This is a genomic window from Oceaniferula marina (assembly GCF_013391475.1).
Taxonomy (GTDB): Bacteria; Verrucomicrobiota; Verrucomicrobiia; order Verrucomicrobiales; family Akkermansiaceae; genus Oceaniferula; species Oceaniferula marina.
Map to the genome: position 1 here is coordinate 944524 of NZ_JACBAZ010000001.1, position 17402 is coordinate 961925.

At 52.3% G+C, this 17402-nt stretch carries 10 protein-coding genes; 3 read left to right on the plus strand and 7 right to left on the minus strand.

What is annotated here, in order from left to right; translation table 11 throughout:
* Window positions 1-20 precede the first annotated feature (20 nt).
* A complete protein-coding gene (locus HW115_RS03805; RefSeq protein ID WP_178931231.1) occupies window positions 21-605 on the plus strand; it encodes an RNA polymerase sigma factor in 585 nt (194 codons plus the stop codon).
* A 3-nt stretch (window positions 606-608) separates the two neighbouring features.
* Window positions 609-2459, plus strand: coding sequence for a serine/threonine-protein kinase (locus HW115_RS03810; protein ID WP_178931232.1), 1851 nt, complete (start codon window positions 609-611; stop codon window positions 2457-2459).
* A gap of 16 nt (window positions 2460-2475) precedes the next feature.
* Here the strand turns inward: HW115_RS03810 and HW115_RS03815 are convergent, their stop codons facing one another.
* From HW115_RS03815 to HW115_RS03840, 6 genes are all read right to left on the minus strand, one after another.
* Window positions 2476-3642: a hypothetical protein gene (locus HW115_RS03815; protein WP_178931233.1), complete on the minus strand. Its 1167-nt coding sequence runs from the start codon at window positions 3640-3642 to the stop codon at window positions 2476-2478.
* Window positions 3639-5540, minus strand: coding sequence for an HzsA-related protein (locus tag HW115_RS03820; protein ID WP_178931234.1), 1902 nt, complete (start codon window positions 5538-5540; stop codon window positions 3639-3641). The genes HW115_RS03815 and HW115_RS03820 overlap by 4 nt, the downstream gene beginning before the upstream one ends.
* Entirely contained in the window at window positions 5537-8539 is a 3003-nt protein-coding gene (locus HW115_RS03825) for a c-type cytochrome (protein WP_178931235.1), read from the minus strand. Before HW115_RS03825 ends, HW115_RS03820 begins: the two co-directional genes overlap by 4 nt.
* A 175-nt stretch (window positions 8540-8714) precedes the next feature.
* Window positions 8715-9434: a PEP-CTERM sorting domain-containing protein gene (locus tag HW115_RS19705; protein WP_227021248.1), complete on the minus strand. Its 720-nt coding sequence runs from the start codon at window positions 9432-9434 to the stop codon at window positions 8715-8717.
* Between the two features lie 264 nt (window positions 9435-9698).
* Window positions 9699-11723: a beta-N-acetylhexosaminidase gene (locus HW115_RS03835; protein WP_178931236.1), complete on the minus strand. Its 2025-nt coding sequence runs from the start codon at window positions 11721-11723 to the stop codon at window positions 9699-9701.
* A gap of 2 nt (window positions 11724-11725) precedes the next feature.
* Window positions 11726-16402 carry a GDSL-type esterase/lipase family protein gene (locus tag HW115_RS03840; RefSeq protein WP_178931237.1) on the minus strand — a complete coding sequence of 1559 codons (4677 nt, stop codon included), beginning with the start codon at window positions 16400-16402 and terminating at the stop codon, window positions 11726-11728.
* A gap of 27 nt (window positions 16403-16429) precedes the next feature.
* On the opposite strand from HW115_RS03840, the gene HW115_RS03845 reads away from it, so the two are divergent.
* Window positions 16430-16588: a hypothetical protein gene (locus tag HW115_RS03845; protein ID WP_178931238.1), complete on the plus strand. Its 159-nt coding sequence runs from the start codon at window positions 16430-16432 to the stop codon at window positions 16586-16588.
* A gap of 68 nt (window positions 16589-16656) precedes the next feature.
* On the opposite strand, the gene HW115_RS03850 is transcribed toward HW115_RS03845, so the two are convergent.
* The gene (locus HW115_RS03850) at window positions 16657-17334 is read right to left on the minus strand and encodes a PEP-CTERM sorting domain-containing protein (RefSeq protein ID WP_178931239.1); all 678 of its coding nucleotides are present in this window, start codon (window positions 17332-17334) and stop codon (window positions 16657-16659) included.
* Between the last annotated feature and the right edge of the window lie 68 nt (window positions 17335-17402).

Below are 17402 nucleotides of genomic sequence, written 5' to 3' on the forward strand. Positions count from 1 at the left end.
CAGCCTAGCCCCTACAAGCAATGGATCACACCCGCTACACTCTGATTGAGCGCCTCAAGGATCAAGACGACCAAGCGGCATGGGAGACCTTTACCCAAAACTACGAAGGCTACATCTACACTGTGCTGATCCGTTTGGGCATCCGTGCAGATGACGCCTCGGACCTGCGTCAGGACATATTGCTCAAACTCTGGAAACAATTACCTGAGTTTGAATACCAAGCGGAGAAAGGATCATTCCGTTCCTGGCTCTGCACCGTGATCCGCAACACCGCCTACTCCTATTTTTCTTCTCGAAAAAACGAACAAAAGAGAATCGATAGCTACTTTCAATCACACGATGACAGCCCATCCGGAAGCCCGCAATTAGACCAATTGATGGATCACGAATGGAAAACCTACATCACCAATCGGGCGATGCAGAACCTGCGGGCATCCTTTAACCAACAAAGTATCACGATCTTCGAGCGCTCACTCGATGGTGAAAGCGTCGAATCCTTGGCTCGGGAATTCGAACTTCAGGAAAACACCGTCTACCGGATCAAAAACAGAGTGAAAGAACGCCTCATTGTCCAAATCAACCGCATGAGAAAGGAGCTCGAATAGATCATGAACCGCTCAGTTGCCAATTCGGAGAACAACGACAAACTGCTTCAGTTCTATGATGCCTCACTCAGTCAGGTCGAATTATTGAGTGCCACCCGCTACAGCAATGAGAGGTTTATTGCCGAGGGGGCTATTAAATCAGTGTCCCGCGTCACGGACAATCACTGTTCCCGGGATGTCGCCATGGCCCGCATCAAGGATGATGTCCTGGACCTCGAGCAAGCAATCGACTTCATCCGGGAAATACAGACCACCTCGGGATTTGAACACCCTAACATCATCCGGGTATATGACATGGGGATCACCGAGGGAGCGCCATGGTTCACCATGGAGCTAACCAGCGGAAAAACGCTCAACGATAAGATCCGGGAGGCACCCAGCCTGCCGGAAAAAATGGAGATCTTCATCCAACTCTGCGATGCCATTGCCTACGCCCACCAGCACGATGTCCTCCACCTTGACCTCAAACCCAACAACATCAGCCTCGGCAAACAAGGGCAAATAATGTTAGGCGACTGGGGGCTCGCATCAAGTATCGCCAAACGACCAGTTGACGATTTAGAAAAAAGTCAAACGCAACAAGGCTACATCAAGGGAAGCCCCGGCTTTATGGCGCCCGAAAAAGCCAACCCGGAATACACAAAGCACCCAAGCTCTGATATTTTCGGGCTTGGAGCCATCCTCTACTTCCTACTCACCGGGGAGGCTCCGATCGAGGGGGCCAACCAACAAGAAACCCTCGATCTCACCCGGAAAGGCAAGATCCAAGCTCTCAACCGACCGGAAATCCCAAGCCGACTCACCCCGCTCCTGAGCAAAGCAATGGCGAGCGATCCCGCTGAGCGCTATCACTCCGCTGCCGAACTCAAACGGGAAGCCGAACAGTATCGGGACGGCTTTGCCACTCTGGCTGAGTCAGCCTCCCCCGTCACGTTAGCCGCCTTGTTTTTTAAACGTAACAAAACCACCTGCATCCTAGCACTCAGCTCCATCGTTGCCTTACTGGCATCCACCGCCTATTACATTCACTCCCTGCAAGCCAGTGAACAACGCGCCATCGGAGCTCAAGCTAAAGCCGAACATGCGAACAGCATGACCACTCTGGCTATGGCCGAACTTTTAAACGAACAGGAAGCCCGGCAAAAAGCGAACGAGGAGCTGTCATCGATTTTACAAATCCACAGCGGCTATGAACTCGATCAACTGGATTTCGACAAAGCCCTGCAATCAGCAAAACAATCCGTTGATTCCACCCCCGACAACCCGAACGCCCTCTACACTCTCGGCTTCACTCATTTTGTTCGGCAAGAATTTCGCCTCGCCTCGAACAACCTCAAACAAAGTGGACTGAATAAAGCCGAAACACTCATCAAGCTATCGGATCAATATGCTTCAATCCCAGGACCTTTAAGTGGAAACGAGACCGTTCAACTGATCAAAAAACTCGGCAAGCAGCGAGTCTACATCAGCCTGAGCATGCTACACTATGACGCCAAGATCAAATCCAATAAAGAACACTGTAAACTCATTCATTATTTTCTAAAAAAATACAACAAACCAAGCGGAAGATTTGCCCCTCCGCTCCAGTTTCATTACTCAGAAAAAAACCGCACGGCGAATCTATCAGGCAACCCTGACGGCATTCTTCTTCACTCAAAAAAAACCAACCTAACTCCCCCTGTTCACCTGCTCTCATCCTTACCCGTTCGCGCTCTCATTCTGGATGACACCGTCAGTAACCGCCGGCGAGCGGAGTCCCTCAAAACAAACAGCAAGTGTAAAATCATCTTTGTCAACCCTGACAGCCACCGACGCAAGCAGCCCCCCCGGAAGAAAAAGAACAAAACGTTATAAAAAACGCGCCTCAAGCTTAACGTTCCGCATGCTGGGCATGCACACGGAAGAAATAGGAAGCGTCATCAGCAAGGTCAAGGTCTTCCGTATTAACCGGAGGTGTAGCTTGCAAGCCACTGGTCAATTGCACCCAATGCTTCATGTCCTGGCTTCCCCAAATCTCGTAGCTCACTTTCTCCTCGCTCTTCCAACTCAAGCGATGTTGGTCAGAAGCGATGGACTGAAAAGCAATCACACGCATCGATGAATTCGGATCCGACGGGTCCGTTCCACTATGGTATTCCTGGGCATCGGATTGACCGTCCCCATCCCAGTCACTGTTCGCATGACAGATATCAAGTCCTCCGAAAAAGGAGCGCTCCCAAGAATCCGACATTCCATCCGCATCCAGATCAATCAACGACCGAGTCTCGAAACTTCCACTGGTATGGGTGTTGGTGTTCCCATCAGAATTGCTTGCAAAAATACGATAATAAAGAGGCTGTCCTGGAGTCAGTCCTCCCAAGAGGTAATCGAAATCTCCGACAGGCTGACTTCCAATGGCCGTGTTGTTTTCCCATGCGTTGAGATCATCCCCCATATCCTGGGAACCCCACACCAGAATAATATCAACCTCTTCATCATTCCCGCTATAAAGGACACTCCCCTGGATTCGCGATGAGATTCCATCCACTCCTTCAGGTGCATACTGAGCAATGGCCAGAAGCCCCTGGTAGTCATAAACCAAACCATCTCCAGCCATCGCGGCCCGATTCATTGTTTCCCGTTGTCTGCGGTGTTGGTATTTCTCTTCCCGCCAAAGATCGATTCCCGCCGACATCACATACTCGGCCATGTCCGAACGCGTCACCGACTCCAATCTGGATTTGCCTGCCTGAATCAAGGCGAGCGCCTGGTCATAGGCATCCCCCGTCACGCCACTCAGGCAAGGGCTCGATGCTGGACGGTCAAAGGACACCTGCTCCCCGAGCCCTTTGATGTTTTTCACATTGACTCCGGTCAAACTGATCAAGGTGTTGAGTTCACCATCTGTCAATGGAGAGCGACCACTTTCATTGCCTGGAAAATTACTGGTGTAACGTCCATAGTAAGGCGCATTCAAATCGACCCAAGTGGCCAGTCGCTCAAAATCAGAACCCGAGAGAGATACCCCGTGATGACCCGAGCGAATGGTCTCAATCAATTTGCTCTTATGAGCCCCCCAGGATTTTGCCTGCTGAATGGCTGCAGGTCCGGCCCCGGCGGCCCTGTGTATCCCCACTGGGATCCAGCGAACGATGCCCGGTAAAGTGCCGCGTAGCTTGCATTGAACACAACACCCTTGTCACCGGCTAACAATGGAGAATCTCCACCGTAGTCGTGACACGAAACACAATGGGTATCCAGGACAGGTTGAACATCCGTAATGTAATTAAACACCTTGGCAGCTTCACTCTGCCACCCATTCATCGTATTTGGAGATCTGCGTAAGGCCAGCGGCATCTGGGACCCGGGATAGTGTGGAGCCTGGTCCCGTGATTCGTGGCAGCCGATGCAACCCTGGCTTTCCCCGGGTTGAATGATCGTCCCCGAACGCATGGATTGCAGCATCATCTTATTTTCATCCAATAGCTGGAAAAATACAAAACGATGGGGTGGAACTTCGAAATGAGCCGAGCCGTCATCTTCAACCGGAACAGTCCCCAGAATCCGCTTGGTTTCAAAATTATCCCAGTTGACCGCAGGCCCTTGGAATCCCTGTCCGCCCCAACCTTTCAAGGTAAAAAAACGCTTCTCGGGCGACTCCACCACACGTAACCATTTGACATCACCTCGATTGATCCCCTGCATGTGCGTTCCTTCATACACATCGGCAACGTAAAAGCGTCCAGGGGTATCGTCATATTTCCGAGGAACCGTAACATCATTGGGCTTCGCCCGGGGCACCAGAGGCATCGGGTCAAAACAACCAACGGAACCCGCTCCTTCATCGTGAACCAGCGTGGAGCCACCGGTTTCGGCATCCAGCAAGTAAATGGCCATATGACCTCCACCCACATCGCGGGAACAGAGGAAATACCGCCCTCCACTACCTGTCTCCGGGTCGAGAACCGGAAACGGATCTTCATGTTTCGGATTGACCGACTTAAAAGCGTCAAAGGCCGATGTCACCGCGCCAACACTTCCATTGTTATAAACCTTGTTAATCGCCGAGGCAGGCCAGATTTTCACAACTGCATCCTTGCCGTCCCGGGCCAAACGGTGGTCGATGATAGCAATCGCTCCCCATGGGCGGTCATGGCAGGACCCAAACACACAAACCGTTTGCTGGGTGCCGGGGATCGCATGTCCATCAATAACTCCACCCGGACTGCTGGTATTATTGCCGTAGTAAATTGCATGCCCGGTTCCGTCCGGATCAGTCACCCAGAGCCCCTGGGCATCACCGAAGTTGCGGTCCACATACTCCCAACGGTCATACATGATGCGTCCGTCGGGCATGAGGCTGGGATGCCCTTCATACAAGGTGCTGTTTGCTATTTGCAAAATATTCGATCCATCGGCATTCATCCGGTAAAGGTTATACGATAGGTGCTTGTTGCACATCACATACTTCGGCTCCCGCCCAGAGCTGAACACGATGTCACCATCAGGCATATAAATCGGGTCCAAGTCATCGACATCCGGCATGAATGTCAGCTGACGCAGTCCACTACCATCGCTGCGAATCTCCCAAATATTATATGACTCACTCGTGCTCTTCCTCCATGAAAACAGAATCCGCTCGCCATCAAAATGCACGCAGGGGTCGCGAACCACGCCGTCGGCTCCGGCACTTAGAATCGTGCTGATGCCGCCGGTTGCCGGATCATAAACCTTGAGCGCACTGCTACCCCCTGCGTAACTGCCATTGTTGTATTCGTTAGCCGCCGAAGGAAACATCGTATGCGTGTTATGGTGGTCCGGAGCATACTGCTTGCGCACCACATAGAGAATCTTATGATTCTGGACCATCGCCGGCAACTCCGCCACGGCAACTCCCATACCGCCTCCCAACATGAGGGCGGTTAGCATCGATTGATAGCGTTTACGTATGTTCATAAGGAAAGCAGGTAGGTTACAAGTTCATCTATTTCTTCTTGAGACAGTCCGTCTGTATTCCCATGTCCATGAGTATCCATCACATCCCTGACCGTCGCCGCCCGACCATCGTAAAGGTAGGGAGCGGAACGCCAAAGCTCGACCAGCGACGGCACATCAAAGGCCTTCCCCGTTTCACTCCCTGTTCCGGTTCCGACGTTGTATTTTTTCTGGTCCGTGAAATTCGGACCACTGTGGCAGTTGATGCAACCCGAAGACTGGAAGTGCTGCTTACCACGCAACGCTTTCTCGCTCAACTCACCATCCACCAGATGGGGACTGGGAGTTGGTTTCATCGACTCAAAATAGCGGTCGATCGCTTCAGCATAGGACTCATCCCGATTGACAAACTGGATGTAACGCAAGCCCGCCCGAATCCCCACCGCGGCATCGGCCCGAATACCTGTGACCATAGCCGGAGCGGTATTCCAGGAAGTCACATGACTTTTGCTGTTTTTAGCATTACCAAATCCGTCGTTAAGCAGATCCCAATTCAGGCCGTCACTGCGCCCGTCTGGATGGCAACTCGCGCAACTCTGCCATTTTTGTAAACACAAGGTGGCATCATTGTAATACATCTCCCCTTTTCGAATTTCATCCGCCGGCTTCTTCCAACCAATTGTGACCTCACGCCCGTGGCTTGTCGTTCCCGCCATTTCAGCCACAGCCAGCGAGTCACTGAAATATTCTGCAGCAAATACCTTGCCTGACATAATCGCTATACCGCGAGGACCGTTTCCTCTGAGAGCCACACGCCGACGAATCCCCGCCATCCAGGCAAGGTCCTTACTGGCATCGTCTGAACTTGCCGCCAATTTGGCCTCCATCGCCCCCCGGTCAATCACACTGAGCTCGTGTGTGCCAGCATGTGCGACACAGAGCCATGCACCATCCGGGGAACAAGCCACGCCCCATGGGTTGGCGGCGCCCTCATCCATGTCGTCCAAGAGCACGGTATTCACTCGGGCTTCACTTGCAGGATCAATAACCGACAGGGCGTTCGTATTAATCCACCCCCGTGTCACTTGAGTCGTTGGAATATAGTAGCGGGACAAAACGTGTGTAACATAGAGCGAGCCCCCACCCGGAGCCATTGCCAAGCCCCGCAGGGAATGAGAACCCGTGGGCAAAGCAATCGAGTTCGAAACCGATCGCGTCGAGGTATCAATCACCGAAACATGCCCGGCCACCTGACTCGATGTCGCCGGCCCCACAGCTAACAAATTGGCAACAAACAATTTACCGCCATCCGGCGACAACACTGCGGCATGAGGTTCCCGTTCAACCGGGATGTTCGCCAACAGGGACCCAGCCGACGCATCCAGAACCGAGACCATGTCATTAAACCGATTACACACATACAACCGCGAGCCATCCGGACTCAGGCAGGGAGACATCGGCGTATGCCCGACCGGCCATGAATATAAAACCTCATAACTTGCGGTATCGACCACATGAATCTTCCCTGCACTACCACCGGCTGCCACATACAAGCGTGAACCTGAAACATTCAAACACATCCCATTCGGAGCATCCGGCAGTGCGATATTCCTCAACAAACGCTCCGTAACGGCATCCACCACGACGACCTTCTTCGCCCCATTGGCGGCAACATAAAGTAATCCGGCCGAAGCATCGGCAAGGACATCTACGGGAGAAAGATGCTGACCATCATCCGATAAAATCACTCCTTCAACGGGTTCGCTTGGCACCTCAACTCCGGGCACAGGAGAAAAACTCAAAGAAAAAATTTCATCAATTTCCTCATCTCCATCACCGTTAACCCAGACTGAGATCACTGCCGTCGTCTGCCCGGCCGGGATTGTCACTTGCCCCGACACCGGAGTAAAATCCTGGGCGTCCGTTGTGATATGACCAAGGTCATAATCCAAGGTAATATCCTCATCCAAGGCGTAAGAAAGCGTCAATAAAAATTGAATTTCAGTCAGCCCTGTCGCCCCTTCGATTTCCTGGCCACCCGAAATCGTGACTTGTGGAAGGCGGGGCGTAAATGACTGCACATCACTCCAATCGCTCCCCTTGGCATTTACGGCATGGTAACGGAAATAATAAGTGCTCCCAACCGCCAATGCGCTCACTCCCTCTTCCAGAACGGACTCACCCAGCACCCCGAGATCTCGTTGATCATCCCAATCCTGCAACGCTTCACCGGCGTCTTCATCCCCCCAACACAACCAGACCCGAGTTGAATGGCCACCATCGTAAACCAACTCACCAGGCAAATTCGCCGTTGAACTTTTTATATCCGTCGCCCCCCTACTCGTCACCACTGGGAATACAGGCTGAAGATCAAAAGCAAAACCCGTGATCGAAAAATGATTACTCGCATTCACTGCCACCCGGACCTCACCAGCAGCATCCGACACCACATCCCATACGGCATAAGCAAGCCGGGACGTCTGCGTGAATACGTAATCGGGAACCATCGACGTCTCCCCCGAAGCATCACGTACCGACATCCCCCACGATGCCAACTTTCCGTCACCATCGGCAAACATAACCGTCAGTCGATACGCCTGATGGGCTGAGCCCTTGAGCGTGAACACTTCTCCCGAAGCCTGATTCTCAACCAATAGGGGAACGTTTTCCAATGCATTCCCATTCGCTGGATTTTCCAGCATCCCGAAATTACCATTACCCGACCACATGGCCTTGGCATTACCTGCAACATCCGAGATAAATGAAGGCAGAGCCAGCTCATGGTCGGAAGACACATCCTTGCCAAACAAGGAAGAAACATCATAGCCGGCGTCGTAGGTTCCATCCGCACGCTTCAGGCCATAGATGAGATAGCCCTCCGTTCCATACTCACCATCCAGCTCTAACTGAGCCTGCGTTCTCCACTGCGAGTTGGCAACCGAATCCACCCCGACAAAGGTGGCCGCTACCGCCTGACCTAACGACAGACATGCACACAACGCTTTCAATAACTTTTTCATGGGATCTGACTTACTTACTATTCAGGCAGTCTGGTCAACCAATACGCTCGGAAGGAAACGGATGCCGACAATTTAAACGGTTGAAACTTCTTTAACGAGGTGAAAAAAATCCACACCCGGCGCAAATCCGGATGCGGATAACACACACATTTGACATGAAGCTGAAATCCCCCACTTATTTGCGGCGGCGGAGAATCAAAGCCAGCCCTCCAATGCCAACAAGCGCTGAAGATGAAGGTTCGGGAACCGCGGTCAACACCAGCCCCTGGATCGTCGGATTCCCGCCGCTGAGAGTGATGACAAATTCGCCATTTTGATCAGCCGTGAAACCATCAAATGAAAGCACCGCATCATTATCCCAGCCGTCCTCTCTCCTGCGCCAACCGTCCCCATCGGTCGTTGCACTAGGTCCCACGCTGCCATCAGCAAACAAGCCGTTAACCTGGATGTCGATCGTATTCGCTCCCGTGCCCGTTTTAAAAGAATCAATCACATCAATATCCCAAGCCGAACCTGGATCAAACCCTTTCAAAACGAAGGACATGGTTCCTACCCCATCTCTAAAATACCAAGAGTCGACCACCGTTTGCGGCACGGTGCCGCCCCAACCGGCATTGAGTGTAGAATTTCCATCCCGGCCACTGACACCTGCAGCTCGCATCGTGATAGCAGTCTCGTTGCCATTCGTGTCCTGTACGCCGCCTAGATCCACACCTCCGCCTACACGGCCGAAAATGTTCCACACATTGCCATCTGACAATGTGCTCTGGTCAAGCCCCCCGTCTCCGTCCAAAAGTCCTAAGGGCCCAATATCGAAAGCGATGGTTGCTGCGGTGGCGGTGCCAGCGAAACTGACAGTTATTGCGGACAACGCCGCGATCATTTGTTTGTTCATATTTTTATTTGTTAGATTAAGGGTGCTTTACGAACACCCGGACATACGAAGCAGTTTATTGAATACGGAACGAAATGATGCCGATCCATCAGCAAAGCATTAAACACCGAAATTCTGAAACCGAGTTCTAATTAGCAAACCAAAAACTGGAAATCAACAAAAAACTCACTAAATTTAAAACAAAGTCACACATAACAAACTCCAGACCAAACCCAAGTATCCGGACTTCCAAATTTATTTCTCTTTGCTGGGGAATCCTGAGAGCTATTTCACCCGTTTCGTTTGCACCTTGGACATGGTCAGTACTCCATGGGAGTCAGCCCCTTGATCACCGTAGGCTTTCACATGCAGGACATAACGAGCCCCTTTGCGAGGAGTAAACGCTGGGATCGTGTATCGGTTTCTCTTGTGGGTCGAACCAGCCACCCCCTTGTGCCGATCCTCGGACAGCACGCGATCGTTCTCGAGCAGGGCCACCGACTCGATACGCAGAGCATGGGCTCCACGCTTGTATTGGAACACGATATGGATGTCGGATGATTGCCCCGCTTCGATCAGTTTGGTCATGTCATAACTTAGCTCGCTGATCTGACTGTCAGACTTCAAGCCTTCCGGCTTCCACTCTCCAATCGGTTTCGCATTCTCCCACCAGTAGTTCACGCCGAGAGCATCAAGCCGTTTGCGATGGCTAACAGACATACGTTGATAAAAGTCATCCCATTTCCTCAATGCCTGAGGTGTCCAGCCTACTTCAGCAAGGGCAGCGGCCCGCGGCCAGGTCTGCAAATCCAGCAACCAATTTTCGTGGATGAATACAGTCCAGACGTTTGCCTGGACTCCGATAATATGTGACGCCTCTTGGTCGTTCAAAGACTTCGGCACCGGTTGGTAGGAGTAGACGCGATCGAGCGGTTTATGACCCGGCCAGTGAGGTGGCTCCAGCGGACTGTGTGATTGTCCGTGGTCGAGGTAAATGTATGTTTGCGGGGACATCACGACATCATGCCCCATTTTCGCGGCCTTGATTCCTCCATGCTCCCCCTGCCACGACATCACCGTGGCATTTTTTGCCAATCCTCCCTCGAGGATCTCATCCCAGCCGATCATGCGCCGGTTCTTTTGCGTAATATAATGATCAAGTTGCTGGATAAACCAACTCTGCAGCTCGTGTTCATTGGCGAGCCCATTGGTTTTCATATGCTTCTGGCATTGAGAGCAACGCTTCCAATGAGACTTGTTCACCTCATCCCCACCAATATGAATGAACTTCGAAGGGAAGAGCTCCATCACCTCGTCGAGAATGTTCCTGCAAACCTTCAGTGTCTCATCCTTGCCTACACAGAGCACATCCGTTCCCTTGACGTTCGGAAACTTCTGAGCAACCGCGGGGTAAGTAAAAAAATGAGAAACCTCTTGGGGTTTGCCCAGACAGCCGAGCTGAGGATAAGCAGCGACCATCGCAAAACAATGCCCCGGCATATCAATCTCCGGAACAATCGTGATCATTCTCTCCTTGGCATAGGCAATCACCTCCTTAATCTCAGCCTGAGTGTAGAAGCCTCCATATCGCCGGTTTTTTCCTTTCTCCGGATATCCTGGCTGCATCCTCCAGGCTCCCTTTTTCGTTAGTTCAGGATATTTTTTCGATTCAAACCTCCAGCCATGACTGTCGGTGAGATGCCAATGAAACACATTCAATTTATGCACGGCCATCAAATCGATGAATCGCTTCACCTCCTCCACCGTCTGAAAATGGCGGGACGAGTCCAGCATTAAACCACGCCAAGCAAAACGCGGAGTATCTTCCACCAGCATCTGGGGCACGGTGAGAGATTTCCATTCCTTACCCGGGTCATAGACATTCTGCTGAATCGCCTGCAGCAAGGTCTGGCAGGCATAAAACACACCAGCTTCACTGCGTGCTTTGACCTCAATGCCCTGAGCATTCACCTCGAGAGTGTAGGCTTCCCGCTTGGGAAGCTTGGCATCCTTACTGACTTTCACGATCGCACTGGCTCCCTTTTTTAAGTCCAAGGTCGAATGTGCAGACAATCTGGCCAGCCCCAGTTCCAGCGCAGGCACCCACTCCTCGGGACATTGGTAAATCACTTCCCCACTCAGAGAGTAGCTCCCCTGCCGGATTTCAATCGAAGCAGGGAGCGGAACAATTCCGGCCTCACCCGAGGTGCTAGTAAAAAGAACCCATGAGGCAACACAGATCGTGATGCTGGAGAACGTGATCGGATGAAGCAGTGAGATAAACGACGAAAATAGGCGTGATGACAACATAACTAAGGACGTTCGGAGACTAGTAATCTGAGAAACTGGCGGCTGGACAACGACGCAGAAGAATACAGCGATCGCACCGTCACTATTTCACCCACTCCGCCACGAACAATCGCTTCGGGGGCCAGATGCTCAGCGGCGGGAGACCAGTTCACCAGATCATCACTCCATTGCACAATATAGTTGAGATGAGTCATCCCGGCTGGCCGCTGGTACTGTAAGGCCGGGTAATCACTTCCCAAATGTTCGACATAGGTTAGATGAGGCAATGCCTCCAACCCATTAGACACCTCAGCGGGATCCTGGCCTAGGGCATGCTCGAGCAATTCATCCAGCCCGTCCTTGTCACCGTCAGTGCTAGTATCCGATCCGGGAGGAACCCCCTGGACATCACGCTGCCACAGCTCTACAGGCGTCAATGACTGTGCAATACTCTCACTGAAGGTCAACATCCCAACCCCGTTGGCATTGGTCACCCAGTGATCGCCTGAGGATTCCAGCTTATGCGATTTAAATCCAAGACGCGTAGCATTGGCAGGAGCTGGCCCGGACAGATTCAATAGCAAGGTATGCCCATCCACCGTCACGCCCGTCACTGATGGCGATGCAATGGCCGTGCCATCAGCTTGTTCCAACTGGAAATACTGAGCCACACCAGCGTCCGCCAACAAGGTGTCTCCGGTTTGCAGCATCATCACCGTGAGTTCCGACTTTGCATCATTAGAGAATGCCACCTTGCGCGGGTTCGGAGCATCCACGTTGCTCACCCCGGTCACCCCATAAAGATCCCTGTCCATCGCCCGTGCAATCTGATCCCCCATCGTCTGATATCCATTGAGGTAATCGTAATGACAAAAATCTCCGTCGAGCTGGCCACTGATTGCATTGTAGGAAAAAACCGAGAAACGCGCATGTTCATCCGCCCATCGGCGCTGGTAATCCCGCAAGCGGGTATCCTCGGGGACTACCCAATCATAACACTTCGGTCGGATTTGAATCGCATAGTGATGGGTGATTTGAAAATCCTGCTGCCAATCGTCATACAAAGAAGCAAAGGCTGCATTGTATCCCTCGGGTGTCTGCGATCCTCCCACCTTACCATGGATGATGCCGTCGTCGGTCTCCCCCTGGCAAAAAACCAGTCCCCGAATCGTCCCCTCCACTCCGGCCTGCCGGCACTTCCAAAGCAAGCGACCGTAGTTCGTTTTCAAATCACTCGCTTTACTGTCGTTCCGTTGAAAAAAGGAAAGCTGCTTTCCTCCGTGAGCCCCACTGATCACGGCGACGGGGACCTGGTGTTGTTCTATCAATCTGGCTCCGATCCGAGCTGCCAGTTGCCCAATATGCCCTCGGGAACGATCATCGTCCGCATTGTCCACATCCTCGTCGGCAATGGCGTAATGCCATGACGGATCGGCCACCGTATAGGCAGCTCGCAGAGCTTCTTCATTCGATGATTCGCCAAATTGAAAAATCGGATTGGTTCCATAAGAACGCAAAAAAGGCCCCAGGTTTTCGTTGGCCGATCCATTCCAGCTCCGGGCATACGCATTGCTTTGCCCCTGCAACAAATACACGTCGCCAGCAACGAGATTGTTAGCGACATGCACCAAGACCTCTTCCGTTCCCTTGCGCAGGAAAACAGCCAAACGATACTGGGCCAATTCGGGAAGAATCGTCGGGCTGAGATGAAAACTGGCGCGTCCTTCCGAGTAAGCCAAAGGAACCGATACATCACTGCCATCCACCACGCCATTGCGATAGCGTCGAATAAACACGGAATCATACCCGGCTTCGAGCACCTCACCCGACACCGGCACGTTCACCGGATCGAGGTTTGCAGAAGTCCTTGGATATAGCTGCAAATCCTGCGGACACACGGAGAATTCAACCTTCGGTAATTCATAACAAAAGGCAGCACGATGGTGACATTGAATTTCCGCGCGCGGGAGCAAACGATTATAAGCCGCAAAACCTAACACAACATCCGCACCGTCCTGTCCCAACGGCTCTCCCCTAACACTGGCAAGGAGAGCCGTGGAAGATGAGAACGTGTAGGCCCGGTTCAGCACACCCACCAACTCACCATTAAGAAAGAGGTGACTGAAGCTGTCATCGGCATGCACTTGCAGCACCAAATGGTGAATTCCTCCATAAGGTGACGACACACTGGTTCCATAAAGAGGGGTGAACTGGTGATCCCCTCCCCAGGTCAGGCCCATGCGCCCCGACTGGTTCCATTGCTCAACTCGAAGACTGGCACCGGGCTCACTCAACAAAATCGCCGAGGCCTGAGAAAGGTCCTCCGCGCGAATCAAAAACTCATAACTCGCCTCCCCCGAGATCCCGGACAAGTCGACTGATTGCCCGGCATTTTGTGGGACCGCGGCAAAATGAGTCACGGCAGCCGTTGTCCCCCTTGAAACTTCTTCTTGCCACGCAGACAAATCCACATCAGGAACTCCGGCGTTGAAATGAGCTGAGTTATCTCCTTTAACATATCGATCGATGTATGGCTGCAAGGCCGCAGCCCAGGCCGTGTAGCCTGCATTGTTAGGATGAACATTATCACCCACATGCATACTGGCATCATAGGCCTCATTGGGAGACGACGGATCGATGAAAAAATCATTGGTGTCGAAGTAGTGCAAATACGGATTCGTATCACGCTCAAAGGCAGCTTGCACAATGGCATTGGCCTCAGTCACAGCGATTCGCTCAGGGTCGGCATGGTTCGCCCCTCGCAAGATCCCCTGACAAACGATGTGAGCCTGAGGGTAGAGGGCCTGCAAACGCTGCACGACCATCAACACACCATCGGCAATTTCTTGCGACGATTGCGCTCCACCCGGATTGAAGACCAACTCCCCACCAAGCAAGATCCCTTCACGGTTGTTCGTTCCGATCATGACGACAAACATCTTGGGTTTTCCAATACCATCGAGCTGACCGTTCTCAATTCGCCACAGCAGGTTCTGGGTCTGGTCTCCGGACATACCGGCATTCACCGCGCTGTATTGATCATAGTTGGATGCCGCCCAAGTGGCGCTACCGCGGCTAAACGTTTGCGTCCGCCCGCCAACACTGCCCCAGGCCATGGTAACGGAGTCACCGAGAAATACAATTTCGGCCTCTTGTGTGGGTGCCGTTCCCCGTGATCGCTCGAATGCCTCGTTCCAAGTTTCACTCGTATCCACCGTATTCCATCCGAAGGTTCCCGCCCTGCCGCTGATATTTTGATAGTCGGGGCGCGCAGGAATTGTCGACCGCCTGACCGGAATATTCAAATGACGGAGGTAATCCGGACCCGACGGAAGCTCGGCATCCACCAAAGGTTTCAATACGGAAAACCATTTTTCATAACCCGCCGTGCTCAGGTGCAACTGGTCGCTATCGTAGAGCTGGGTTTGGATACCCCCGCTACCATCCGAGAAGTGTGGATAGAGATCCACATACTCAACATGTTCCTGGGAGGAGGCCCAGAGTGCCACATCCGCGTTCACATTCTCCACCAAGCTGTTCGACACCGGATCCGAACCATTCAAATGACGAGGAAGCAAACTATGCAAAAGAATGCTTGTCCCCGGGCTCCATGCCTTCAGGTCATTCACCACGGCCTTGATGCCGGCCACGGTGTCGAGTTGGTTCTCAGCATCCGTCAAGGCCGTTGGAGAGGAACCACTGCCTAGGGCGTTCTGGTGCAGGTTGTTGGTTCCGATCATCAACGAAATCACTCTTGGCTTCGATCCTGCCCCATACAAGCCATTCGCAATCTGCCAGCGCACGTTTTGAGTGACCTGCCCGGCAATACCGTAATTCGCCGGCTTGTAGCGCGAGGTCCAGACCGACTCATACGTCGGCTTGTGCGGGGAATCGATCAAGACCCTGGGGCCGGTCGCATTCGAAAGCTCAGTGCACATCAGATCCGTCAAGGAGTCACCAACAAATAAAACGCCCGACTTGGAAGCCCCACGTTCAGCAATCTGGTCATGACGATGCTGCCAGTATTTTTTCACCGTCCCACCTGGGCCAAGCTGGGTATCCACCCCCACCCAGACGACAGGTTCCACCAATTGCTCCGAATTGCTTACCGATCCAGACGCTTCGAATGTCAAACTGGCGTCATCAATAACAAAGACACCATTCGTGTTGCCTGCCCCGGATTGCAGACGGACTTGCACGTTGCCATTTTCCGATCCGCTCGATGTGTATCCGAGCGAGAACTCCACCAGATCATCACCCGGACTTAACGATGTTAGACTTCGGCTAGTGAGCACGGTTCCAGATCCATCCAGGATCGCCATCGTTAGTTGGTTCGTCGCGGTAAAATTGGAACTCTGACCAATCTTAACCTTGAATGTGTAATCTCCCGACCCCGAGGAAGCAAAGCTGACACCGACATCCTGCTGAATCACCCCATTCGCACTCAACCACATACCAGCCGAGCCAAGCAAGGGGCCGGTCTGGACGGCTGCCGAATCACAATAGGCCTGGTTCACCCGCGCCACCGACCACTGAGAACTCGACCGGTCAATCGTCCAGGGCGAGACCTCCGTTGTCCGGTTGTAGTTGTATCCATTGAAGCTGGTGTCGGCAGCCGACTCAAAACTTCCATTCGTCAAAAGATTCTGCCCCATGCCTGACGAGGCACCCAGCAGCAAAGCCAAAACGGTCAATTTCATAAGTCTCGTATATTTTTACCCTCCATCATGGAAGGTCTTACATCCACTCACCTTCGCTCCACCACCGTGGCTATCGAAGTCTTTTTTCCTCATGGCACCCCCTCAAAATCAGTAGGCCGTTTGGACAAAACGACCAAAAAACAGGATCAAAAAGCCGGATCCGTAGAAGCTCCGAATCCGGCTTGATTGTTACAAAATCCAAGGCACCCCTCTCCATACACAAAAAGGGGAACCTTTGAATCTTTACCAAATCCTTACTTACGACGACGCAGGATCAGCGCTAAACCTCCAAGTCCGAGCAAGGCCGCAGAAGCTGGTTCGGGAACGGCGGTGAAGCCAATGCGCGCATTATCTACGACATAAACACCAGACAGATCATCTGCCCCCGAAGTAATCACAACACCAACATTTCCACTTTCGGTTCCGTCAGCTGTGTAACTTACAGAGAAATCTGACAGATCATCTCCTGGGTTCAAGGTCGTGATCACATTCGAGTTCAAGACAGCTCCGGCGCCTCCATCAGCAACCAAGGCAATCGTAATTGAATCCACTCCTGTAAAGTTAGAACTCTGTCCCATTGACAGAGTAAACAGATAGTCCCCAGCACCTTCGGAGGCAAAGCTAGTACCCGTGTCCTGGCTCAAAGAACCGCCAACTCCACTGATCCACATCCCGGCACCGCCGTTCAATGGTCCGGTCTGCACACTCGCATCATCACAGTATGCCTGATTGATACGGGCGACATCCCATAGCGAACCAGGGCGACCGATTGTCCAACCGTCAACGGTTGTTGTCCGGTTGTAATTGAAGCCATTATAGGTATCATCGGTAGCGGTTTCAAAACTACCATTGGTTAATGATACCGCCGCGTTCACTGACATCATGCCGGAAAGCACCATGCAGCAAGCGGTGATTGTATATTTCAGTTTCATCTTATTATTCGTATTGTATTCGTGATGTTGATTTGCATCGATCCATGGATTCACCAACAGATAAAATC